Annotated in this window: 19 protein-coding genes; 8 read left to right on the forward strand and 11 right to left on the reverse strand. The window is 31.8% G+C overall.

The window, feature by feature from the left end; all coding sequences use genetic code 11:
* Positions 1–44 precede the first annotated feature (44 nt).
* From GCL57_RS11760 to GCL57_RS11780, 5 genes are all read right to left on the reverse strand, one after another.
* The gene (locus GCL57_RS11760; RefSeq protein WP_152213546.1) at positions 45–1,148 is read right to left on the reverse strand and encodes a hypothetical protein; all 1,104 of its coding nucleotides are present in this window, start codon (positions 1,146–1,148) and stop codon (positions 45–47) included.
* A gap of 132 nt (positions 1,149–1,280) precedes the next feature.
* Positions 1,281–2,384 (reverse strand): hypothetical protein, encoded by a 1,104-nt coding sequence (locus GCL57_RS11765; protein ID WP_152213547.1) that lies wholly within the window; start codon positions 2,382–2,384, stop codon positions 1,281–1,283.
* A gap of 88 nt (positions 2,385–2,472) precedes the next feature.
* On the reverse strand, positions 2,473–3,135 hold the full coding sequence (locus GCL57_RS11770) for a 2OG-Fe(II) oxygenase (protein WP_161597736.1): 663 nt from the start codon (positions 3,133–3,135) through the stop codon (positions 2,473–2,475).
* The gene (locus GCL57_RS11775; protein ID WP_152213549.1) at positions 3,123–3,341 is read right to left on the reverse strand and encodes a hypothetical protein; all 219 of its coding nucleotides are present in this window, start codon (positions 3,339–3,341) and stop codon (positions 3,123–3,125) included. The genes GCL57_RS11770 and GCL57_RS11775 overlap by 13 nt, the downstream gene beginning before the upstream one ends.
* A 455-nt stretch (positions 3,342–3,796) precedes the next feature.
* Positions 3,797–4,123 (reverse strand): helix-turn-helix domain-containing protein, encoded by a 327-nt coding sequence (locus tag GCL57_RS11780; RefSeq protein WP_152213550.1) that lies wholly within the window; start codon positions 4,121–4,123, stop codon positions 3,797–3,799.
* Positions 4,124–4,366: 243 nt separating this feature from the next.
* On the opposite strand from GCL57_RS11780, the gene GCL57_RS11785 reads away from it, so the two are divergent.
* On the forward strand, positions 4,367–5,329 hold the full coding sequence (locus tag GCL57_RS11785; RefSeq protein WP_211363258.1) for a reverse transcriptase domain-containing protein: 963 nt from the start codon (positions 4,367–4,369) through the stop codon (positions 5,327–5,329).
* Between the two features lie 147 nt (positions 5,330–5,476).
* Here the strand turns inward: GCL57_RS11785 and GCL57_RS11790 are convergent, their stop codons facing one another.
* The 4 genes from GCL57_RS11790 to GCL57_RS11805 all read right to left on the reverse strand — a co-directional run bounded on the left by GCL57_RS11790 (position 5,477) and on the right by GCL57_RS11805 (position 9,602).
* Positions 5,477–6,079, reverse strand: coding sequence for a hypothetical protein (locus GCL57_RS11790; RefSeq protein WP_161597737.1), 603 nt, complete (start codon positions 6,077–6,079; stop codon positions 5,477–5,479).
* A gap of 608 nt (positions 6,080–6,687) precedes the next feature.
* The gene (locus GCL57_RS11795; RefSeq protein ID WP_152213552.1) at positions 6,688–7,350 is read right to left on the reverse strand and encodes a hypothetical protein; all 663 of its coding nucleotides are present in this window, start codon (positions 7,348–7,350) and stop codon (positions 6,688–6,690) included.
* Between the two features lie 57 nt (positions 7,351–7,407).
* The gene (locus GCL57_RS11800) at positions 7,408–8,784 is read right to left on the reverse strand and encodes a pyridoxal phosphate-dependent decarboxylase family protein (protein ID WP_152213553.1); all 1,377 of its coding nucleotides are present in this window, start codon (positions 8,782–8,784) and stop codon (positions 7,408–7,410) included.
* A gap of 14 nt (positions 8,785–8,798) precedes the next feature.
* On the reverse strand, positions 8,799–9,602 hold the full coding sequence (locus GCL57_RS11805) for a 2OG-Fe(II) oxygenase (protein WP_152213554.1): 804 nt from the start codon (positions 9,600–9,602) through the stop codon (positions 8,799–8,801).
* Positions 9,603–10,233: 631 nt separating this feature from the next.
* Between GCL57_RS11805 and GCL57_RS11810 the strand changes: the two genes are divergently transcribed.
* The 5 genes from GCL57_RS11810 (at position 10,234) to GCL57_RS11830 (ending at position 16,269) form a co-directional block, all read left to right on the forward strand.
* The gene (locus GCL57_RS11810; protein ID WP_152213555.1) at positions 10,234–11,016 is read left to right on the forward strand and encodes a flagellar hook-basal body protein; all 783 of its coding nucleotides are present in this window, start codon (positions 10,234–10,236) and stop codon (positions 11,014–11,016) included.
* 113 nt (positions 11,017–11,129) lie between these two features.
* Positions 11,130–12,554, forward strand: a complete 1,425-nt coding sequence (locus tag GCL57_RS11815; RefSeq protein ID WP_152213556.1) for a TolC family protein — start codon at positions 11,130–11,132, stop codon at positions 12,552–12,554.
* Between the two features lie 113 nt (positions 12,555–12,667).
* On the forward strand, positions 12,668–14,182 hold the full coding sequence (locus tag GCL57_RS11820; protein ID WP_152213557.1) for a type I restriction-modification system subunit M: 1,515 nt from the start codon (positions 12,668–12,670) through the stop codon (positions 14,180–14,182).
* 58 nt (positions 14,183–14,240) lie between these two features.
* A complete protein-coding gene (locus GCL57_RS11825) occupies positions 14,241–15,449 on the forward strand; it encodes a restriction endonuclease subunit S (protein ID WP_152213558.1) in 1,209 nt (402 codons plus the stop codon).
* Positions 15,450–15,630: 181 nt separating this feature from the next.
* Positions 15,631–16,269 carry a DUF4360 domain-containing protein gene (locus GCL57_RS11830; RefSeq protein WP_152213559.1) on the forward strand — a complete coding sequence of 213 codons (639 nt, stop codon included), beginning with the start codon at positions 15,631–15,633 and terminating at the stop codon, positions 16,267–16,269.
* A gap of 21 nt (positions 16,270–16,290) precedes the next feature.
* Here the strand turns inward: GCL57_RS11830 and GCL57_RS11835 are convergent, their stop codons facing one another.
* On the reverse strand, positions 16,291–17,745 hold the full coding sequence (locus GCL57_RS11835; protein ID WP_152213560.1) for an HAD-IG family 5'-nucleotidase: 1,455 nt from the start codon (positions 17,743–17,745) through the stop codon (positions 16,291–16,293).
* A gap of 56 nt (positions 17,746–17,801) precedes the next feature.
* A complete protein-coding gene (locus GCL57_RS11840; protein ID WP_152213561.1) occupies positions 17,802–18,905 on the reverse strand; it encodes a saccharopine dehydrogenase family protein in 1,104 nt (367 codons plus the stop codon).
* Positions 18,906–19,017: 112 nt separating this feature from the next.
* Between GCL57_RS11840 and GCL57_RS11845 the strand changes: the two genes are divergently transcribed.
* Together GCL57_RS11845 and GCL57_RS11850 are read left to right on the forward strand one after the other, a co-directional pair.
* Entirely contained in the window at positions 19,018–20,370 is a 1,353-nt protein-coding gene (locus tag GCL57_RS11845) for an arginine deiminase (protein WP_152213562.1), read from the forward strand.
* Positions 20,371–20,457: 87 nt separating this feature from the next.
* Positions 20,458–22,500 carry a lytic transglycosylase domain-containing protein gene (locus GCL57_RS11850; protein WP_152213563.1) on the forward strand — a complete coding sequence of 681 codons (2,043 nt, stop codon included), beginning with the start codon at positions 20,458–20,460 and terminating at the stop codon, positions 22,498–22,500.
* The last annotated feature ends 147 nt before the right edge of the window (positions 22,501–22,647 follow it).

Genomic DNA, 22,647 nt, shown 5'->3' on the forward strand with positions numbered 1-22,647 from the left:
AAAATTAATCACTACTCTCTTCTGTTTTCTTGAAATAGATCCGTTCAAACATAAACCTCTGGCATATCTTTTCTGATTTTATTTTGCGGCATAGGCCTAATATCAACTGTTCTAATTAACCAATAACATTTTATTTCTTGAATTTTTGAGTTAGAGAATTTGATTTTAAAATGATGAAGAGAGCAATAAAATATTTGATCATTTCCTAATGAATATCGATTACTAAAATTCATTAGAACATGTTTTTGTTCGCTAGACAAAAAGCCAAGGTTAATTATTGCTTGCAAAATTGCATTTTCTCTTTTTTCAGATAAATGCATTTGTGAATTAACTACATTTACCTCCAATGAAAAATCAGCTTCAAAGATATCATAATTATCTAGATGAAGCATAAAAGAATTAATATACTCTTTGATGTTTTCTAGCCAAATTAATTCATTAAGCAACAAGGATTTATCAAACTGGATACCAGAAATTAATAATATCTGATAAAAATGTTCAATATCATCGCAGCGCCAGCAACTTCTTAATGGAAGAATATCATTTTTATTTTGGCGTGAAGCCATATAACCTATATGCCCTAATGTTATAGGATTAAGTTGTACAACCCTTTCATATAGTTTTGTCTTTTTTTTAATTGCACTCAGGAAATTTAAAACAGCACTGTGTAATTCAGGGTAATCACTTATTTCTTCAGCAAGTTCCTGAATATTATCTTTTGGAGTAAGAGTAAACAATATGGAAGGATCTCCAAGATTATTTTGCTGAGCGAATAAATCAAATTCCAACCCCATCATAAAACACATTGATCGCAAATTACCTTTTTGAGAGCATATTTGTTTCTGCCACCTTCGTAAAATAGAAGATGTCTTTTCCCAAATAATACTGCTACTAGAGACAGGAGCATCCAACCATGCTGATAACGAACTATCAGAAGCCAAAATACTAGTAATGATATCGCACCTAGATGTAGGGGAAAAAGGATGAATTTCTAAAAATAATCGACCACAGTTAGGTATTGTACTAACAATATTCAACCAATTTTCAAAATCATTTTGTCCAAACCATGGCAATAGGTTGGTTCTCATACCCTCTAACATTTGTCTAGGTGCAAGTGTATGAATATGTGATGAATTAATCCAATTCAATTTGACTCCTTCAAAGGCTCAGTTGCTAAGACTAATTTGTTACCGAAAGTGATGTAGTTCTATTCTACATTAGGTAGCTGCTTACCCAAAAATTAATCACTACTCTCTTCTGTTTTCTTGAAATAGATCCGTTCAAAAATAAACCTCTGGCATATCTTTTCTGATTTTATTTTGCGGCATAGGCTTAATATCAACTGTTCTAATTAACCAATAACATTTTATTTCTTGAATTTTTGAGTTAGAGAATTTGATTTTAAAATGATGAAGAGAGCAATAAAATATTTGATCATTTCCTAATGAATAGCGATTACTAAAATTCATTAGAACTTGTTTTTGTTCGCTAGACAAAAAGCCAAGGTTAATTATTGCTTGCAAAATTGCATTTTCTCTTTTTTCAGATAAATGTATTTGTGAATTAACTACATTTACCTCCAATGAAAAATCAGCTTCAAAGATATCATAATTATCTAGATGAAGCATCAAAGAGTTAATATACTCTTTGATGTTTTCTAGCCAAATCAATTCATTAAGCAACAAGGATTTATCAAACTGGATACCAGAAATTAATAATATCTGATAAAAATGTTCAATATCATCGCAGCGCCAGCAACTTCTTAATGGAAGAATACCATTTTTATTTTGGCGTGAAGCCATATAACCTATATGCCCTAATGTTATAGGATTAAGTTGTACAACCCTTTCATATAGTTTTGTCCTTTTTTTAATTGCACTCAGGAAATTTAAAACAGCACTGTGTAATTCAGGGTAAGCACTTATTTCTTCAGCAAGTTCCTGAATATTATCTTTTGGAGTAAGAGCAATAAATATTGAAGGATCTCCAAGATTATATTGCTGAGCGAATAAATCAAATTCCAACCACATCATAAAACACATTGATCGCAAATTACCTTTTTGAGAGCATATTTGTTTCTGCCACCTTCGTAAAATAGAGGATGTCTTTTCCCAAATAATACTGCTACTAGAGACAGGAGCATCCAGCCATGCTGATAACGAACAATCAGAAGCCAAAATACTTGTAATGATATCGCACCTAGATGTAGGGGAAAAAGGATGAATTTCTAAAAATAATCGACCACAGTTAGGTATTGTACTAACAATATTCAACCAATTTTCAAAATCATTTTGTCCAAACCATGGCAATAGGTTGGTTCTCATACCCTCTAACATTTGTCTAGGTGCAATTGTATGAATATGTGATGAATTAATCCAATTCAATTTGACTCCTTCAAAATATTTAAAATATAATTTTGCTTTAATTGTTTTTTCATATGATAAAGAAACAAGTAGAAAGGAATCGTTTTATTTATGGGAAGTTCTTTATATTTTTTCTGCCTATGGAGCCAGGATAAAAACCCCAAAAAACAATAATATTTTTTTTTCCTTCTATTATCGGCAGACTTGAATGCAATTCATTTGATAGAAAAAGCAATACAAGTCCAGATTTGGGAATGCATTTATAATCTAAATTAGGAAAATACGTTTCTCCACCTATAAAATCTTCATTTAAATAAACGATAATTGTAAATGCTCGATGAGAATTTTCTCTATGTGCATCAGTATGAGGCTTAAACATTCCTCCTTCACTATAGCGAACAACTTCAGCATCGCCAAATTCATTGAAAATTAACCCAAACTCAGAACTTGCAAAATCACCAACTATTCTTTGAACATGTTTTAAACATTGGATGGATTTAGGAATGTCGCTTAAATTTAAATCCGCAAGCCTTATACAATTCGCATTTCGTATATTTGTATCAACGATTGTAATTATTTTATTTAATCCATCATTATCTTTTTTTGCGGTAGCTATTTTAGCTTGGTACCAAAGTTGAGAATCACAAACTTCTAAAAGAAGATCGTTGCAATGATTTTTTGAAATCAATTCAGCAGTATAAATTGATTTTGCAACCTCTTTAAATCCTCCTTCAAGTATTGAACTTAAAGGGCTCATATTTAATTTGTCCAAGAAGTATTGAGTTCCTCTTCATCAGAAACAATTTCTTTACATGTAGCAATAGTCAACTGACCTAAAAGATCTCCACTTAAACTAATATTATAAGAGTCGAAAAAATCTAAAATAACTTTAGAAAATTGAAGTCTTGCTCTAGGTATTTTATTTAGCTCTGCACGTAAAGTATTGACGTTATCTAAAACCATTATTTCATTGCTCATACTTTCTCCTCATTGCTTGTTATAGACTATATTTTTTATGTATCAAAGAAAGCTAATAAATTATTTAATTTTTATATTAGAAAGTTTAATATCTGTCAAATGAAAAAAGTGTTTTTTAAGAGTAAGGTGAGTAGAGAATCCCCGTTACCAGAAATTCCCCCTCCGCAGAACCCATCGTGCAGATTTCCCGCAATGGGCTCCCGATATAGAGTAAGATGTAGCGACCCACCTTGGAAAATCGTCAGGACCGAATTGTGGAGTAGTCTGGCCCAAATTAAACCACCTTGAATATTTTCCATCGGCCCACATTAATCCACCTCAGACCCAGTGGTAAATAAGTCCGGCCCAAATTAAATGCCACGGACCCAAATAACTCAGATACAGATAATTTCAATTATTCTGTATTCCCCATTTTTTCTTAAGAGAATCATAAATACCGTTTTCTTTTAATTCTTTTAGCCCACTGTTAAATTTTGTTTGAGGCAGCGTTGATCAATTTCATTCCAAACAACTGTATCAGAATATTTTTGTTTGTTAAGATAATGTGATTTTAAGACATCTTGAATAATTTGATCAATTGCTTCAGGTAAAAGACTTTTACCTTTTCCACCATGCGATTTTTTTACAAGCATTTCTGTTACTAAACCTTCATCCTGTCTATAACCATTGATTAAGGTATAAACTTGTCTACGTGAAATATTAAGCTTTTTTGCAGCAAAATTTGCCAAACTCCAAGGAACTGATTTCTGTTGTGCTAGGTCTGAAATAACTTCAGTGCGCAACCGTGCACATCCCCGTTCTTTATTTGAACTTGAGAGAAATTCTTGTTCAACTAAAGTGACTTTAGTTCACTCCGCCATCTTTGACTCTTTGTATTTTCGTGCAGCTCACTTCTGAACATAAAGTCAATCCGTGAAGTCAACTTATAAAATTTCATAGGTCAGAAGTCAATGTATGGGAGGCGTGGAAAAATGTAAAAGAAAATCATGGAGCACATGGTATTGATAAACAATCTATAGAAGACTTTGAAGCAAATCTCAAAGACAATTTGTACATTTCATCCTGACTCTTATGGCTACAGACCAAATAAATCAGCATTAGATGCAGTTGGTAAAACTCGTGAAAGATGCTGGAAATTTGATTGGGTTATAGATCTGGATATTAAGGTTTTCTTTGATAATATGAATCATGAATTGCTCATGAAAGCTTTAAAGAAACACACGGATTGCAAATGGATACTGCTTTATATCGAAAGATGGTTAAAAAGCCCATTGGAAGATAATGATGGATTGAGAATAGAAAGAACTAAAGGCACGCCTCAGGGTGGAGTAATTAGTCCATTGATTTCTAATTTATTCATGCATTATGCTTTTGATAAATGGATGGAAATTCATTTTCCAAGAGTTCTATTTGCAAGATACGCAGATGACCTCATAATTCACTGCATATCAGAAAAACAAGCTAATATAATTCTTTCCGCAGTAAGGAAACGGCTATCAGAGTGTTTCCTAGATTTACACCCAACTAAAACGAAAATAGTATACTGTAAAGATAATTGGAGAAATGGAACTTATAAAGTAACGGCTTTTGATTTTCTAGGGTATACTTTTCGTCCAAGAATGGTGAAAACAAAATATGGAAACATAATGACTTCTTTCACTCCTGCAATTGGTGACAAGGTAAGAAAGATAATCCAAGGGCGGATACGTAATTGGAAAATCCATTTATTAAGTCATGCAAAAATTGAAGAGATTGCTTGTTCAATTAATCCAGTGTTACGTGGATGGCTTAACTATTACTGTAAATTTCATGGTTCTTTAGCAATTCATACTATTTCTCGTGCAGTTAATTTTGCTCTCGTAAGATGGGCAAGAAGAAAATTCAAGAAATTAAATAGAAGTTATTCCAGAGCAAGAGATTTAATTAGAAGAATGCAAAAGCAAAATTCTATATTATTTGAGCATTGGAAAAACGCTAAAGGAATTTAATTAATGACTGAACAATAGGAGTCGTATGAATCGAGAGATTCACTTACGGTTCTGAGAGAAACTAGGGGTGCAATTCCCCTGGTTTACTCACCCAGATACTTATCCCCATAAAGAGCTTGAAAAAGGAAAAGTTCTATTTAAGTTGTTTTATGGCTGACCACAGATCATTCGTACCCCATTTAAAGCAGTGTCATCACCATTATATCTCTGCCTTTCAACTCTTGTAATAAGTCCCTGAATGACTTGTCCTGTCGGACAGTAATAAATGTTACTCCAATTACCCCAGTGTGTTCTAGTTTCAGCGTGTGCAATCGAACTGTCATTGCAAACTAACATAAAATCATTGGCTGCCGTATCGTCGTCGTCACCTTGTTGAGGTTCAATTTGAATTGCGAATCCTTTTGCAGGGCCATGGCAATAAGCTGGTTTAATCCAAGATCCCCATTTTGATATTGAACTTGTTGCTCTTGCGCCACCTGAACAATGAAGAATTATGCCATTTAATGTCGTATCATCGCTATTAATTTGTTCTTCTTCTGATAATAAAGTATAGCCATCTACATATTGCCCTAAAGGACATTTATCATAAAAGCCCCAGTCTCCCCAAAACCCATCTGTTTCAGGATAATATCCTGGGACAGATGGAATAATTCCCTGGTTTGGATCAAGCTGCTTAGAGTTTTCAGCATAAGCAGAAGTAGATGTGAGAAGCATAGAAAATAATATTTTAGCTTGTAAATATAATTTCATTATTATTACCCTTTCATGAATTGTCATATTAAAATTTGGGGTCTGTTGACAATTTATTGAAGCGGGTAGCAAGACCACTTAATTGTTTTAAATGGTAAAATAAATTTCTATCAAATGTTTTGCATTGAATAGTTCTTTATTAAAATTATTGATTTTGTTTATGTAGTTTTTATTTGAGATATTTGCTGTGAAACCTTTATCAGGGCTTTGTTGGTGTATAGATTAACTATAGCAACCTTTATCTCCAATAAGGATTTCAGCTTTACTCATTGAAATAAATTCTGGAGCAATTTTTGCGTTGCGTACATTACCTCCTATAAGACTAAAATTAATTTAATTCTAAAATACATTTGCTAAAAAATATATTTTTGCAATTTGTCATAAAAGACTTTATTTTAAGGCATTCATACCTTTTAAGAAAACTTTGCTACTTCATTTCAAACTAAATGTTCAACAGGCCCTAATATGGAAAATATATTTTAGAATTTAATTTGTCAATAAATTTAAAAATAATTTTTAATAACTTTAGAATGTTTATGATTTATAGTGGAAACTTAAATAATAATATAAATAGAAAATAAATTTAAATAATAAAAATGGAGGAATTATTACAACCAATTATTAAGTTCAGGATACGACATTAATGGATAGTAATATAATGTACATTCAAGATGCTCTTCAATATCAGAAAATGGAAAAGATTCGTTGTATTTAAATTTTTTATATTCAATTTTATTGAAATTTGAACATTTTGCTTCTTCATTTAAAAATTTTAAATTATGGACATTTGTAGCTTCTCCAACACAGTATTGAAAGCCTTTTAATTTTGCATTATGCGAACAGAGTCGATAAAGATTTTTTAATAATCCTTTTCGTTGAAATTCAGGCTGAACTGCCGTCATCCAAGTATGGGACATGGTATTTTTAGGCGCATTCAGTAAATATTCATGATTTTCATACAAAGAATTCAGTAACTGAAAAATTATTTTTAATTTTTCAGTTTTGGGATGATATTCAAAATCATCATATACATCTGTATGAATTCTAACAGCTGCTAGCTTTTCGCTTGAATTATCAATGGCAATCCAAGATAGTTTTTGTTTAAAAGCATGCATTAAAAGTTGTTCAATAAATGGTTGTAATTCTTCTTTGGTTATTTTTAAATGCTTTCCCATTGGCTCGTGCGAACTAAAAACTTGTGTAATACATTGGACGGCTTGATTAAAATATAGATCATTAAGCAAGCTGTAACTAAATTCTGATTTTTGCATCGTTTAATACCTTTTTTAGTGCATTCAAATTTTAAAAATAAGAATTAATAGATATTTTTAAAGCATATCTAAAATTTCATTCCAAGATTCGATAACATGTTCTTCTTTTAAGCTTGTTTGTGCAAGAACAATGCGCAAAACAATTTTTCCATTTAATTTTGTATGTGTCAAAAACATTTTCCCTGATTTATTTATTTTATTTAAAAGTTTTGTATTTTCTTCATTACTGCCTTTTAAGCGAAAGCAGACATGATTAAAATGCCTTTGAGCAACAACTTCAAATCGATCATCATTTTTGACAAAGCTTTCAAACTTTTTACCCATATCTATATGGGAACGAATTAAATTTTGTAATCCCTGCTTACCGTACCAGCGAATAACAAACCAAAGTTTTAAACTGCGAAATCGTCTTCCCAATCCCATACCCCAGTCTCTATAATTTATAACTTCCTTTGTATCATTGGTTTTTAAATATTCGGGGAGAATTGAAAATGTATTAATCAGTGCATCTTTATTTCGAATAAAAAATGCGGAACAATCAAAAGTTGTAAATAACCATTTGTGTGGGTTAACAACAATGCTATCTGCTTCATTAATACCATTTGCAAGATGTCTTAATTCTGGAAGAATTAATGCTGACCCAGCATAGGCTGCATCAACATGAAACCACAGCCCATATTTTTTTGAAATTTGTGAAATTTTATTTAAAGGATCAATTGCATTAGAGCCAGTTGTACCAAAAGTGCCATTAAGAAAAAATGGTTTCATTCCTTTTTTTAAATCTTCTTCTATGGTATGAATTAATTCTTCAATATTCATTTCTTGATTTTCATTGACCGATATTTTCCTTAAATTATCACTCCCAATACCTATAATTTTTGCTGCTTTATCAAGGGAAGAATGTGCTTCGCTCGAACAGTATGCGACTAGCTTTTCGTTTGAAAGACCTTTTTTATTGGAGATAAAATCTGTAATTTTTTCTCGGGCAACAATCATAGCAATTAAAGTTGAGCTCGAAGCAGAGTCTTGTATAACTCCTGAAAATTGGTTTGAGAAACCTAATAGATTACGGAGCCATTCCATCACACGAATTTCAAGCTCCGTTGCTGAGGGTGAGGTGATCCAGCTCATCCCTTGCACTCCAAGAGATGCCACTATCATTTCCGCAAGAATTGAAGGAGGACTTGAATTTGAAGGAAAGTAACCAAAAAATTTTGGATGCTGCCAATGAGTTATACCCGGCATAATTATAGAGTTAAAGTCTTCCCAGATATTTTGAAATGGTTCAGCTTGTTCTTCAGCTATTTCTGGCAGTTTTTTTAAAATATCGCCAAATTGAACATCAGATAAAACAGAATATTTTTCGATGTCTTTTCTATAAGTTGTAATCCAATCAGACACTATTTTAATAGATTCATTAAAGTCATTTTTCATAAAGCGTATCCTTGTTAATTCCAAATTTGTAATGCATGGTTTTTTTTGTAACCAATAAATGTTTGTAAACTAATTCTTGCTTCTCCTCTAAAAGAAGAAATTGCATGTGGTTTTCTCGAGTTAAATATAATTAAATCACCAATTGTAGGAGATATTTTTATTGAATTTGGTAGATGAGCTCGCCAATCATCGGGAATTGCTGCAAGTGGATTACATGCCGGAACGTCCCAGATTTCGAGTTCTCCTCCAGAGTCAGGTATTTTCAAATAAATATTAGCCGCAAATTGTTCATCTAATTTACAGTATTTTTCTGGTAAAGCATCAAAATGAGGCTGTTCAGCACTTAAATAAGATAAATTCTCTTTAGCTATTCGAGCAATTCCTGCAAGCATTTTTTTTCCTTGAAAGTTTGCTACATTTGCTCCATGAATAAATTGCTCATCAAGTTCAAGTCGTAATTTATCTATTGGTGTTATTGCTGGATAGGAATAATTCCTAAGTCTTTCTCTTGAAGTATTTATTTCTTCATAGTATTTATTTACAGTTTCATTTTCTGGGCTTAATCCATATGTTGAATTAAATGGGTTTCCTATTCTATCTACTCCGTAATATTTTTGGACAAGTTTTGTTTCTTCGATTAATTCATGAGTGTATTTTTCAATATGAATGCTTTTTAAGATTTGCTCAGCAAGAATTTTAGAAGATTCTTTTGAATAAAAGTCTTCAATAATTAAAACTAAACAATTGTCAGTAATAAGAGATTCTAAATTTTGTGAGTTTAATTTTTTTACTTTCTGAATTCTTTGAGAACTAAACATTTGCGCCTCTTTATATAATATATTATTTTTGTATATGATGATATTTACTTTTAAAAACAAAATATATGGATAAAATGTATTTTAAGATTATCGGTACATTATCGATCGTATTTTATTTTGTCAAATATTATATTGAATGTTTTTTTTAAAAATTATCTTATAAATAAATTTTATATTTCTGATTATTTTTAAATTAGTTTTAATAGCTACTCTTTAAAATGTAGTTATTAGTATTTAAATTAATCTAAATACTAATATAATATTTAAAATTTGTTTTAATTATGTTATTTGTTATTATTAATTTATTTTAATTAAAATTTTCTATTTGAAATGCTTTGATTGAATAAGTTATGGTTTTCAAATTGGTAAATAATAGACTTATTTTGCACTTGGAGATTTTTGCATTTCTATGACTTTCAAAATAGATATATATAATGAGCGAAATAATATTTTGACTTAGCATGAAATTTTTAGGTAGCAAATTAAATATTGCATATATTCTAATAGATTAAGTTCTTATTATGCAATTTTGTTCACATTAACTTTTGTTAAAAAGTGCAAAAAATTCACACAGTCAATTGGGCATATGAGCTAATATTCATCATAATTAATTAAATGATAGGAAATTTTTATGCTTAAAAATGTCTATGCCCCATTATCTGGTGGAATACTTCAAGAAAGAGTTATGGAAATTATTTCCAATAATTTGGCAAATACAAATACAACAGCTTTTAAGGAGGATGAAATTTCTTTTCAAGAGCAAGAAGCAAATCCATGGCCAAGTTATGCGTTTCCTCACCCTCCTGCACCTTTTAAATTGAATATGCAAGAATTGTGGCCATTAAAAGGAAATGAAATGAATTATGTCACTTTGAGTGAAATTAAAACGGCTCACTCTCAAGGACCTGTTAGGAAGACTTCAAACTCAACTGATATTGCCATTCAAGGTGACGGCTTTTTTGAGGTTATGACTCCTTTTGGGGAAAGACTGACACGTGATGGAGGCTTTAGCATAAGCAACGACGGGATACTCATTACAAAAAATGGTGCAGTTGTGCAGGGAGAAAATGGAGCTATTACAGGTTTAGGGGGAAAAGATTTAAGTATTTTGCCTACAGGTGAGGTGTATGTTGGGAAAAAATTTGTGGATAAAATAAAAGTTGTTTCATTCCAAGATATGACATTACTTGAACGCCTTGGTGAAAATCTTTGGATTCATAACGGTGCTCCCGATAATTTAAAACCTCCAATAGGAGATTTAGCGCAAGGTTATTTAGAGGGAAGTAACGTAAATCCCATGCGTAACCTTACGAATATGATAATAGCACACAGAAGTTATGAGGCTTTACAAAAAACTGTAAAAGCCCATGATGAAACGATGCAAAATGCCAATAAAATTTCTGAAGTCCAATAGAAGGTTTATGTTTTAATTGACTCTGAGTCGAAAGAATTTTTTTAACCCTTGAAAGCCTTTCTAATTTGAGTTAATAAGTGAATACTTATTTATTAAAGTTTGGAAGGTTAATTATGACTATTTTTTCTATTCGATTTGTTAGCTACCCAATGATATATTTATTAAGTTTTGGAATCAATGATGTTGCATTTTCAGAAGAAATATTGTCGCAGCAACAAAATTATAATAATCCTCACGCTTTAATTTCGACATCATTGTCTCTAGAAAATGCTATGGAAATGTCTGAGCAATATTCATTTAGTGCGAAAATTGCACAACAAAATGAAAATATAAGTGAATCACAATACGACGTAGCATATAGAAGTATGCTGCCAACTTTAACTGCAAGCGGCACCTACTTAAAAAACAGTGATAGCGTAAATAAACTTGTTGGTACAACTTTTGGCGCACAATATGGTTTTCCTGATACAACGACTGCCACAGCTACATTAAATGTCACTCAGCCTTTGGTTGGTTTAGCACCGCTTTTTTTAGCGGTACAGGCAACTGCAGCTCAGGCAAGAGCTGCAATACAAAATAAAAACCAAAGTCGTGTCGAAGCGCGTTACTATGGAGCAAGTGCTTTTATTAATGCACAAAAAGCAGATCAATTATTAAAAACTGCAGAATCTTCTTTACAGGTTTCTGAAAAGGAGTTGCGTGATTCAGAAGCCCAATACAATGCTGGAAAATTAACAAATGCAGATCTTCTTAAATTTAAATTGAATTTAGAAAACTCAAGAAGCACTTTGATTCAAGCTCAGACAACTTACAAAATTGCTATGTTGACTTTAGCAGAAGCTATTGGAATAAAAGATTTTAGAACAATTACATTACAAAGTGGTGAAAAATCAGTTTTTGAAAGCAAATCTGCAAAAATACCTGATCTTGGAAATGTTTTTTCTCCTGCTTTTACGCAAAGATTTGATTTAAAAGCTGCTGAAGAAACAGCTATCGCTGCAAAATATTCTAAGTATCAAACAATAAGCTCTTATTTGCCGACTCTTAACTTAATTGCAAATTATTCTAGAAATTTTCAAACTGCAGACGTGACTGTCAATGAGACTGGGACAACGTATAAAAAAGAAGATATTCAAGATACTTTCTCATATGGTATCCAGTTAAATTGGGTATTATTTGATTGGGGAGTGCGTCAGGCAAAAATTAGTGGTGCAGTCGCTCAAGAACAAACTGCAAAATATAATTTAGAAAATTTAAACTCTCAGGCTCGTATTGATATCACAAATTCATATTTACAATTGAAAGATTCTGTTCAAGTTTTAGAATCTGCAGTTGTTTCTGTCCAATATGCTCAAGATGTTTATGCACAAATGAAAGCAAGGTTTGATAATGGGCAAGTGACTGCAACTGATTTAATTAGCTCATCAAATGATCAGACTTCTGCAAGGGCAAAATTAGCAAATGCGCGTGGAACACTTGATTTAGCTTGGATAGCTTTTCAAAAAAGTACGGGTGTAAAATTAACAACTCAGAATTAATGATTTCCTTTTACATTAAACTTGTTGCTATTTTTCAATTTAAAAACTAGGCTCCCATTATAAATTAAAATAAGAAAATATTATTACTTGTTTTATTTGTATTTGGGGATTGTATGAAAGAAGTAAAATATGTCACACAAGAAGAAATTAACTCTATATTATGGAAAGCTTGTGATACATTTAGAGGGATTTTAAATTCAGCAACATACATGAATTATTTATTGCCTATGTTGTTTCTTAAATATATCTCTGACTCTTGGGAATTGAAGTATGAAGATACTGAAGAAGACACTTTAAGTGAAATCAATTTCAAAAAAAATCGATTAAAATTAGAACGATTTATCTTGCCCAATAAATGCCATTTTAATGATATTTATGATCAAAGGAACACGAAAGAAATTGGGAAAATAATTAATAATGTTTTCCATAAAGTTGAAGAGGCAAATAAAGAAAAATTAACTGGAGTTTTCCGAAATATTGATTTCAATTCTGAAGCCTTGCTTGGACAGTCAAAAGAGCGCAATCTTCGTTTAAAAAATTTATTAGAAGATTTTAACAGCCCTAAGCTCAATTTACGACAATGTCTAATTGGAAATCAAGATATAATTGGAAACGCATATGAATATTTAATTTATAAATTTGCGGCAGGGGCGGGTCAAAAGGCGGGTGAGTTTTATACACCGTCAGAGGTTTCTGAATTAATTGCACAACTTATTGATTTAAAAGAAGGTGAAACAATCTGTGATCCAACGTGTGGATCTGGCTCTCTTTTAATTAAATGCGCCAATCAACTTGTTAAAAAAGGGATTTATAATTTTCACTTATATGGACAAGAAATAAATGGACAAACCTATGCATTGGCAAAAATGAATATGTTTTTGCATAATGTTGTGCATGCCCATATAGAATGGTGTGATAGTATTCGTAATCCAAAATTAGTTAAAAATAATAAAATTATGAAATTTGATGTGCTTGTTGCAAATCCCCCATTTTCACTTGAAAAATGGGGAATAGAACAAGCATCAACTGATATTTACAATCGATTTCATAGGGGATTACCGCCAAAGTCAAAGGGTGATTATGCATTTATTTCACATATGATAGAATCGATGAATGAAAAAAGCGGAAGAATAGCGATGATCGTTTCGCATGGAGTTCTATTTAGAGGCTCAACCGAAAAAAAAATAAGAAGAAAACTGATCGAAGAAAATTTACTAGATGCGGTCATTGGTTTGCCTGATAATTTATTTTATGGAACAATTATTCCGGCTGTTATTTTGATTTTCAAGAAAAATAAATCTAATAGTTCAATCTTATTTATAGATGCTAGTTTTGAATTTAATAGTGAAAAAAAGAAAAATGCTCTGCGGCAAAAAGATATTGAGAAAATTTTGATAGCGTATGAAAAGCGAGAAACTATAAAAGGCTTCTCATATAATGCATCATTTTCAGAGATTGAAGAAAATGATTTTAATTTAAACATCAGTCATTTTGTTAATAACTCTAAAGATACTTGCGAAATCGATATTATTTCAATTCAGCATGAAATCAATAAACTTGAAAAAGAATGTGCAGGAGCGCACTCAGCTATGAATAGGCAACTTATAGAATTGGGTTTTAAACTATAATATAGATAATTTAAATATGAAAATTTTTTTTATATTTAAGTATCTCTGAGAACTAAATATGATTAAATCAAATTGTAATGTCTTTCTACTAAAAGACTCTGCAATTAAAGTAATAGATGGCGATAGAGGGAGCAAATATCCCTGTGCTGATGAAAGAAAAGCAAAAGGGTATTGTCTTTTTTTAAATACAAAAAATGTTACAAAAAATGGATTTATTTTTGACGAAGTCAATTTTATTTCAAAAGAACAACATAATAAAATGCTGAAGGGACAATTACAGAAAAATGATATCGTACTTTCAACCCGCGGAACGGTTGGCCATCTGGCATACTATAATGAGAACGTTCCGTATCCATTTGTACGTATTAATTCTGGAATGGTTATTATTAGAAATGAGAATGAAAAAATAAATACCGATTTTCTATTTAAACTTTTAACTTCAGAGTACATTAAAAATCAAATTGATAAACTATCTTTTGGAAGTGCGCAAAAGCAACTTACAGTTAAATCAATTAAAAATTTAAAAATACTAATTCCGTCCATTCAAATACAAATTAAAATTGTAAATATTATTTCAATATGGGACAATGCTATTGAACTATGCTCTAAATTAATTGACAATATGGATTCATATAAAACATATATTCTATTTGAATTATTAAATATGAATTTAAATTCTTCAACACTAGATTTTAAAGAAAAATCATTAGCTGAGATTAGTAGTATAAAGGGGGGGTATGTTTTTAAGGAGGAATTTCAAGGCAAAACAAAAGGAGAGATACCTTTTGTAAAGATAAATGACTTTAATTTGCCTGGGAATGAAAAATTTATAAAAAATACGAAATATTGGGTTAATAAAGATGATCTTGATAAAATGAAAGCAAAAGTTTTTAAAAAGAACTCCATTGTTTTTGCAAAAGTAGGAGCAAGTTTATATTTAAATAAGCGTAGATTACTAGTGCGTGATACTGCGGTTGATAATAATATTATTTGTATTATTCCTAATGAGGAATTTTGTAATTATGAATTTTTATATCAGTTGTTATTGACAATAGATTTTGCTAATTTATCTCAAAAAAGCTCGATACCATTAATTAATAAAAGAGACTTATTGAATTTAAAATTTCGAATTCCAAATTTAGATATGCAAGATAAAATTTCGAATATTTTTAAAAAATATGACGAAATAATTATAAATAAAACAAAAGTATTGCAATTATTAAAAATTCAAAAAAATAGCTTACTCAATAAATTAATAGCCGTATAAAAATTCCTTAATTAAAAAAATTAATAACCAGATAAAAATAAATTAATTTTAAAAAATATTCTTGCTGACTGTTACTTTATGTGTTAGATCAAATGCCATAAGATAAAGTTTGAGTTTCTAAATATTTAAAAAATTTTTCGTAATTTGTACATACGTGCAAATACCCTATTAGGAGAGTTTTATGAAATTTATTGCTAGTTTTTTAGGTTCGGCATTTATTTTAGGTATGGCTTTTAATGCGTCTGCAGAAACACCACCTTATGTGACAATTCCACCCGTTGTTAATAGCCAAGCTAATCCTTCTTATGGAGGAACAGGATGTCCAGCAGGTACGGCTCGAGCAGTTGTTTCACCTGATTTAAAGTCTTTTACTATGATTTTTGATGAGTATGTTGCGAGTGCGAAAGGTTCAAATGGTTTAGATCGGAAAAATTGTCAAATAATAGTAAACTTTGAATTCCCACAAGGCTGGTCTTACTCAATTATCCGCATGGATTATCGCGGCTTTTATAATTTAAGTGCAGGTGCAACTGCTAAGCAACAGTCCTTATATTATTTTCAAGGGAGCTTGCAACAAGGGAGACTCTTTACATTATTTACAGGCCCTACACAAGGCGATTATACAATCAGCGATACTTTAGGAGTAAATGATGTCGTTTGGTCTCCATGTGGAGATATGCGTGCATTGAATATCAATACTTCTTTACTTGCATCTGTTGGTGCAAATAATCCCAATGGATATTCTCATTTAACAACAGACTCTGTTGATGGAAATGTGCAGACAACCTATGCATTGCAATGGAAAAAATGTACAAAATAATAAATAGATATTTAAGCGATGCTATTCATTTAAATCGTGTGGCATAAAATCGCGTACAGCTCTAAAATTTTTATGTGAACCATAATGACGTAAATTTGTTAATTTGCTTGTATAAAGACATGCATAAGTTTCAACCTGGGCGGCAAAACGAGAGTTTTGTCGTCCTGTTTTCATAAGTTCTCCCCAAATTGGATGTAGTTTTAAGTGGTAATTTCTAATCTCTTTTTTTTCAAGTTCTCTGAGCTTTAAAAGGTCATATCCAACTTTTTTTACATTTTTATCATCTTCAATGGAATCTTTATTTTTAGATTTCTTATTTTCTTTTTCTAAAAGTTGAAGTCTTTCAAACTCAGCCTCTAAATGGACTTTTTTTGAATTTAATATGTCACAAAGTCTATATTGCTCTTTTAGAGAATTGGATGAAATAATTTCTTTTTCAAGTTCTTCAATGACAAGCATTGTGCGCCAACCAATTTCTTTTTTACTTCTTAAAATATCTCCATAAATATGATCGCCTACATAAAGAATTTCTGATCCTGTTTTAATTCCTAAAATGTCATATAGTAATTTAAAATGTCCACCTTGGTAGACTGTAGGATATTCTTTGTTACTTTTTTTAAAAGTAATGAGATCGGTATTTATAAGATGTCCTGAATTAACATCAACTTCATAAAGCGGATTTTTGGCCATAAAAAATGCAGGTTTTTGAGATCCTGTAATAATTACGTCAAAATAATTTGTCCAATTTTGATTTAAATCTTTTTTGTGATTTCCTAACAAATAATTCATCACAACATTTGTATAATCCCAAAGGCTATTTGTTACTACAAATACTTTTCTGCCTGAGGCACGTAAATCCTTTAAAATTGTAGACAAGTGTTGATCAAGAGTTATATATTTTTCTGGATTTTCTGCGACTCGGTGCTTAATGCTTCCATCTCTGTGGCAAAGATCAATACATTTTCGTACATCGTTATAAAATTCTTGGAAAGTCTTATTTTGCAGTTTTGAACTTTTATCTTTGTATTCGACTAACTGTGCAAATAAAAATGCTTCTGCAAGTGAAAAAAGTGTGTCAATTAATGCAAAATTAGGTTCTTCATAAATAATTACATTTTCGACATCGTATAGTTTGCGGCGTTCATCACGCGTTAATTCGCGAAAGCCATGATATGCAACTTTAACATAACGATGTCTATCCATTTTGAGAATATTTCCACGAACTTTATCAATTATAAGCCCACGTATCATATAGGTATGGTCGAATTCCCAATTAGAAATTTCTTTTGGATAACCCATTTCAATAAGTTTTTTTAAAGTCTCTTCGTAAGCAAGTTTTTCAAAAGTTTCGGGCTTATAAAGTGCGAGAGTATAATCCATATCAAAGCCGACTGCTTTTATAGATTTCATATTAAGAGAACGGTTACAAAATATCTTCTCATATACTGGAATATCATCTAAATTTTCTGGAAACATTCAAAACTCTCCTTGAGATACGACAACATCTCAAAGAGCAAAGAGACGTTGTCATTCTAAGAGTAATACTTTCCAAAGCGATTGCCTATACACTTGTTATAAGAAATATCTTCTTGACGGATAAATCCATTGGCAGGAAGTTGAGCGGTGGCATGAATATCAAGCACGGAACATATTCCAGCAGCAGTTGTTATTTGAATCGCACCCCAATGCTCACCACCAATCTCTGCATGATATATTTTCTTAACATAACTTTGTTGAGTAAAGCGCCCTTCTTTTTCTCCAGTTACAGTTACAAAAATAATGACAACATCTTGTGAGGTGTGGGGAAGTGATCTTTCAAAAACTTTTTTTAATCCTTCACGATCATCAATAAATTTAAGATCGTGCAATAAAGTACATAAAATATCCCTATGGCCAGGATAACGAATAGACTTGTAATCCATATGTGTTACTTTACCTGCGAGGCTCTCAGCTAAAGTACCAAGCCCCCCTGAAGTATTAAATGCTTCGTATTCTTCGCCATCAATATTTAATAATTCTAAACCTTCAAGTGCTGGAACAGCTTCTAGTTTACCATCGGAAATGATTTCGCAAGCATTGCAGTATTCATTTATAAGGCCCTCTGTGCTCCAGGTTAAATTATATTTTAATCTGTTGTGGGGATACATTGGCAATGCGCCAACACGCATTTTAACGGTATTCACTTTGTCAAATTGATGCGCTAGATGGTTTGTTACAATTGTAATAAAACCTGGAGCTAATCCGCATTGCGGAATAAAAGCGCATTGTGCATCTTTCGCCAATTCTTTAATTTTAGCAGTCGTTTTAACATCTTCTGTAAGATCTAAATAGTGAACTTTTAGTTTTTTAGCAACTTCAGCGATGCCAATATTGCAATAGAAAGGCGCGCAGCTTAAGATGTAATCCTTACCAGTTAGGACGCGCTCGATGTCTCTTTGTGACATGAAATCAGCCGTGTCATAATCGACATTTCTAAGTATTTTTCCACTTGTAGGAGATGTCGCTGCAATTTGTGCAGCATTTTTATTAGAGTCAATGACTGTGACGTGATAATCGTCAGATTGAGAGAGCATGTGGACAACCAATTTACCAATTTTGCCGGCACCAAAAACGGCAACATTCTTTTTCAACGACATAGTCATTCTCCTCTAATATATAAAATGGCTCTTGGGCAGATCGGTGTGATCCGTGGTAACTGTGAGTTGTTATTTTTGTCATTTAGCATCGTCTTGGTCAAGGAGTTTAACAGTGAAAGAGGAGTTACATTTGTATAAAGGAAGTCATTTTCGCTTTTGGGATTCTTTGTCTGAAGAAAAAAAAGCAGAAAATATCCATAAAATTAAAAGTAAAATTGGAGTTCATTCTGAAATAGGTAAATTGAGAAAAGTCTTTTTACACAGTCCAGGACAAGAAGTTGAGTCAATGACACCTAAAAGTGCATCTGAATTGCTTTACAATGATATTATTTATTATAAAAATATTGTTGCAGGACATGCACAATTAAAATCTGTTTTATCTTTAGTGAGTGAAGTGCTTGAAGTCTCGACTTGTCTAGAGGAAATATTAGATTATCAGCAAGCACGTAATGAACTTCTTGATCAAATATTGTATTATCAAGGTTGTCCCGATCTTAAATTTGAATTGAGTGAACTTCCTTCTGATGAGCTAGCAAAGTTACTCATTACGGGTGTTCCTTTAAAAAGAAACTCTCTTGAGTCTTGGTTATCTTCAAAAACATTTTCTCTCGTTCCTTTACCAAATATGTACTTTATGCGTGATACAAGCATGGTGGTAGGTTCGAGAGTAATATCTTCGAGAATGGCAAGTTCAGTTCGTTTTACCGAATCTCTTATTATGAGAGCTATTTATGAATATCACCCCGAGTTAAGCAGTCATGGTCTGTTACTTGATGCCTGTTATAAAAATAATGATCCAAAGTTCACCATTGAAGGCGGAGATATTTTGGTAATTAATGAAGATTTATTATTAATTGGTATCAGTGAAAGGACAACTGTAAAAGCTGTCGATGCTCTCGTTAATTCTATTTTAAATGCTCGTACTGAAGAAGGTAAAACAGAACCTTTTAATATTTTATGCGTTATTTTACCTCAAGAAAGAAGTACAATACATTTAGATATGATTTTTACAGTTGCAAACAAAGAACAAGCGGTTGTTTATTCTCCTTATGTTTTAGGGCGTGAAAGAGCTCGAGTTGTTCGTATACGAGTAAAAGCAGATGGCGATAAAAAATTTAAGGAAGTTGAAGATCTCATTTTAGGTTTGCGCAGTGTGGGTGTGCGCATGGATCCAATCCCATGCGGTGGAGATAACCCTTTGCATCAACAGCGTGAGCAATGGAACAGTGGAGCGAATCTCTTTTCGTTTGCTCCAGGTAAAGTCATAAGTTACATGCATGAGCACACATTACAGGCATGTGAAACCGCTGGTTTTAAAATTGTATCTGCTAAAGATGCGATAAAGCATCCAGCGCTTTTAAGCAGTGAATCTCCATTAGTTGTAACAGTAGAAGGAAGTGAGCTTTCTCGTGGAGGAGGAGGACCACGCTGTATGACTTGTCCCGTTTTGCGTGATCCAATTTAAATATTTTAACCCCCTTTGCAATGTGAATCGTCTCAAGTCATAATAATTATTGACGATAAAAAAATATAGAAAAGGGGGTTTTTGAGGATGCTCAAATTCTTAAAAATAAAAGAAGAAAATTCTTTTAGAGCATTCATTATTTTAAGCTCTTATATTTTTATTTTAGCTTGTTCAAGTAATCCAATTTTAACTGAAAATTTGGAATTAACATTGCCCGATCAAAAGCAAATGCAGTCAAGAATTGAAAGAAATTCAAGCGAACTCTACCTTTCCAATTTAAGTTCTTATACTCCCCCTAAAGAAAACCAACTTATTGAAGAAGCAAATTTTAAAAATTTGAAACTCTACAATGAAAGTGCAAAAATTCTTTCTGATTGGATTTTAAGAACGATTTCACAAAAAGATAAATCACAATTGGCAAAAAACTGTGAAGCCCTTATAGGGGGATTTAAAAAAGAGTTTCCACTAAATGAACAGTCTCTAGCTTGCACTGCATGGTGGCTTGATCGAAAAAACAATGAAGAATTAAATTCACTGCGACGAAATTCATACTCCTCCTCTGCCAACTCAAAAAGATTAACAAGTAAACAAAAGCATGATTGGGAAAACTTCAGAGGGATGAGTTTTACGGATTCATTTTTGCAAATTGATCCAGATAATTTAAAACAGGCAGTTACTTTATCTGCAAAAGCTTTAAATTATTCTTCAGATTGTGATTTTGCAGGAGCGACTTCAGCCGTCATTTTACGCCTTGAATCCTTTTTACCAAATCATAATGCTTATTCAAGTATAGAAAAACTCTATTCTAAAGTTCAAAAATGTCTATTACCTAATTTAGAGGGAAGTGAAAAAGTTCATTTGAGAGTGGGTTTATTTCGCTTAATATCTGGTTTTCCTAATTCAGCAACGCAGGCATTTGAAAAAGCTCTTCTTGAAAAAGATCCTCAAGAAAGTTCTCGCAGTTTATTTTGGCTTGGTGCTATTTATCAAAAAAATAATAGGAATTCGGATCCATCAAAAAATCCATTTTGGCAAAAACTTTTAAAAGAAGTGCCTATTTCATTAGCTGCCATTGTTGCATCGCAGCAAATGGGAGTTGATCCAATGGAGAATTTGGTTCCGGATGATGAAATACTATTGCAAAGTCGAGAAGCCCAGGGGTGGAACGATAATAATTTAGAAGCTTTTATTTTTGATCTAATGAGAGCACGTAAGGATCAACAAGCTGCAACGGAATGGGCTGGATTTGTTGCAAGAACGACTGCTGTAAGCAATCCAAAAATGTTACTTTATTGGGCATTAGCACAGAATTCTGTTTATAATTATAGGTATTCAATTTCTATGCTTGGTCGATATAGTAAAAGTGAAAAAAACTTTAAAGTAAGCAAAACTCTTTTATATATATTCTTTCCAAAACCTTATTTACGAGAAATATCTGATAAATCTATAGATATTGATCCAATCTTTGTACTCTCAGTAATTCGGCAAGAAAGTGCATTTGACCCCTATGCGAGATCGGGTGCAAATGCACGTGGACTTATGCAAATTTTACCCTCTACAGCTAAAAGTATTAAAAGAAAAGTTTCTGCGAAGCAGCTTTATGATCCTTTTATAAATATTGAGGTTGGTATTTCATATTTAAATAGACTTTTACGAAGATACGATGGAAGAATTGAATATGTATTGGCGGCTTATAATGCAGGTGCATCTAATTTAGATAAATGGCGAGATCGCGTGTCAAATGACAATATGATGTTATTTAGTGATTACATGCCTTTTCGTGAAACACGTAGTTATGTATCAATTATTTTAAGAAATTATTATTGGTATGGAAGAATATTATCTGAAAAGGATGACAATCTAGCGAGGAAAATTAAACAACAAAGTGCACAAGCACGCTGGAAATCTGATAGTATTTTAGCGCTTTTAGAAGGTTCTTGGAAGACAAATTTAGATGCACAAAAAAAAGCATTACTTGAAAAAATTTATATTTTTGGTAACAATTCATCCCAAATGAGTGCTCATTCTAAAGTCTGGAAAGATATTCTTTCTCCAAAAGATAAAACCTTTGTTGATCAAATAAAAGAAGAAGAAAGCAAAGATAAAACTGCATTTACTCCCTCCAAATAAAAATCAATAAATGCTTAAAATTATGGCATGAATAAATAAAAATACTTTGAAGGTGCAAGACAAAAAAATGTTCATATGCTATTTAGAGATTGATTTATGTAAGAATTTAGTTAATAGGTTATTAAGTTTAATTTATAAGTACATATT

The sequence above is a fragment of the Fluviispira multicolorata genome (assembly GCF_009208585.1).
GTDB lineage: Bacteria > Bdellovibrionota_B > Oligoflexia > Silvanigrellales > Silvanigrellaceae > Silvanigrella > Silvanigrella multicolorata.

Coding starts and splice junctions, on each gene's coding strand:
- GCL57_RS11775 (WP_152213549.1), bottom strand. CDS start 3,341: ATGAGCAATGAAATAATGGTTTTAGATAACGTCAATACTTTACGTGCA.
- GCL57_RS11790 (WP_161597737.1), bottom strand. CDS start 6,079: ATGAAATTATATTTACAAGCTAAAATATTATTTTCTATGCTTCTCACA.
- GCL57_RS11795 (WP_152213552.1), bottom strand. CDS start 7,350: ATGCAAAAATCAGAATTTAGTTACAGCTTGCTTAATGATCTATATTTT.
- GCL57_RS11800 (WP_152213553.1), bottom strand. CDS start 8,784: ATGAAAAATGACTTTAATGAATCTATTAAAATAGTGTCTGATTGGATT.
- GCL57_RS11805 (WP_152213554.1), bottom strand. CDS start 9,602: ATGTTTAGTTCTCAAAGAATTCAGAAAGTAAAAAAATTAAACTCACAA.
- GCL57_RS11810 (WP_152213555.1), top strand. CDS start 10,234: ATGCTTAAAAATGTCTATGCCCCATTATCTGGTGGAATACTTCAAGAA.
- GCL57_RS11815 (WP_152213556.1), top strand. CDS start 11,130: ATGACTATTTTTTCTATTCGATTTGTTAGCTACCCAATGATATATTTA.
- GCL57_RS11820 (WP_152213557.1), top strand. CDS start 12,668: ATGAAAGAAGTAAAATATGTCACACAAGAAGAAATTAACTCTATATTA.
- GCL57_RS11825 (WP_152213558.1), top strand. CDS start 14,241: ATGATTAAATCAAATTGTAATGTCTTTCTACTAAAAGACTCTGCAATT.
- GCL57_RS11830 (WP_152213559.1), top strand. CDS start 15,631: ATGAAATTTATTGCTAGTTTTTTAGGTTCGGCATTTATTTTAGGTATG.
- GCL57_RS11835 (WP_152213560.1), bottom strand. CDS start 17,745: ATGTTTCCAGAAAATTTAGATGATATTCCAGTATATGAGAAGATATTT.
- GCL57_RS11840 (WP_152213561.1), bottom strand. CDS start 18,905: ATGTCGTTGAAAAAGAATGTTGCCGTTTTTGGTGCCGGCAAAATTGGT.
- GCL57_RS11850 (WP_152213563.1), top strand. CDS start 20,458: ATGCTCAAATTCTTAAAAATAAAAGAAGAAAATTCTTTTAGAGCATTC.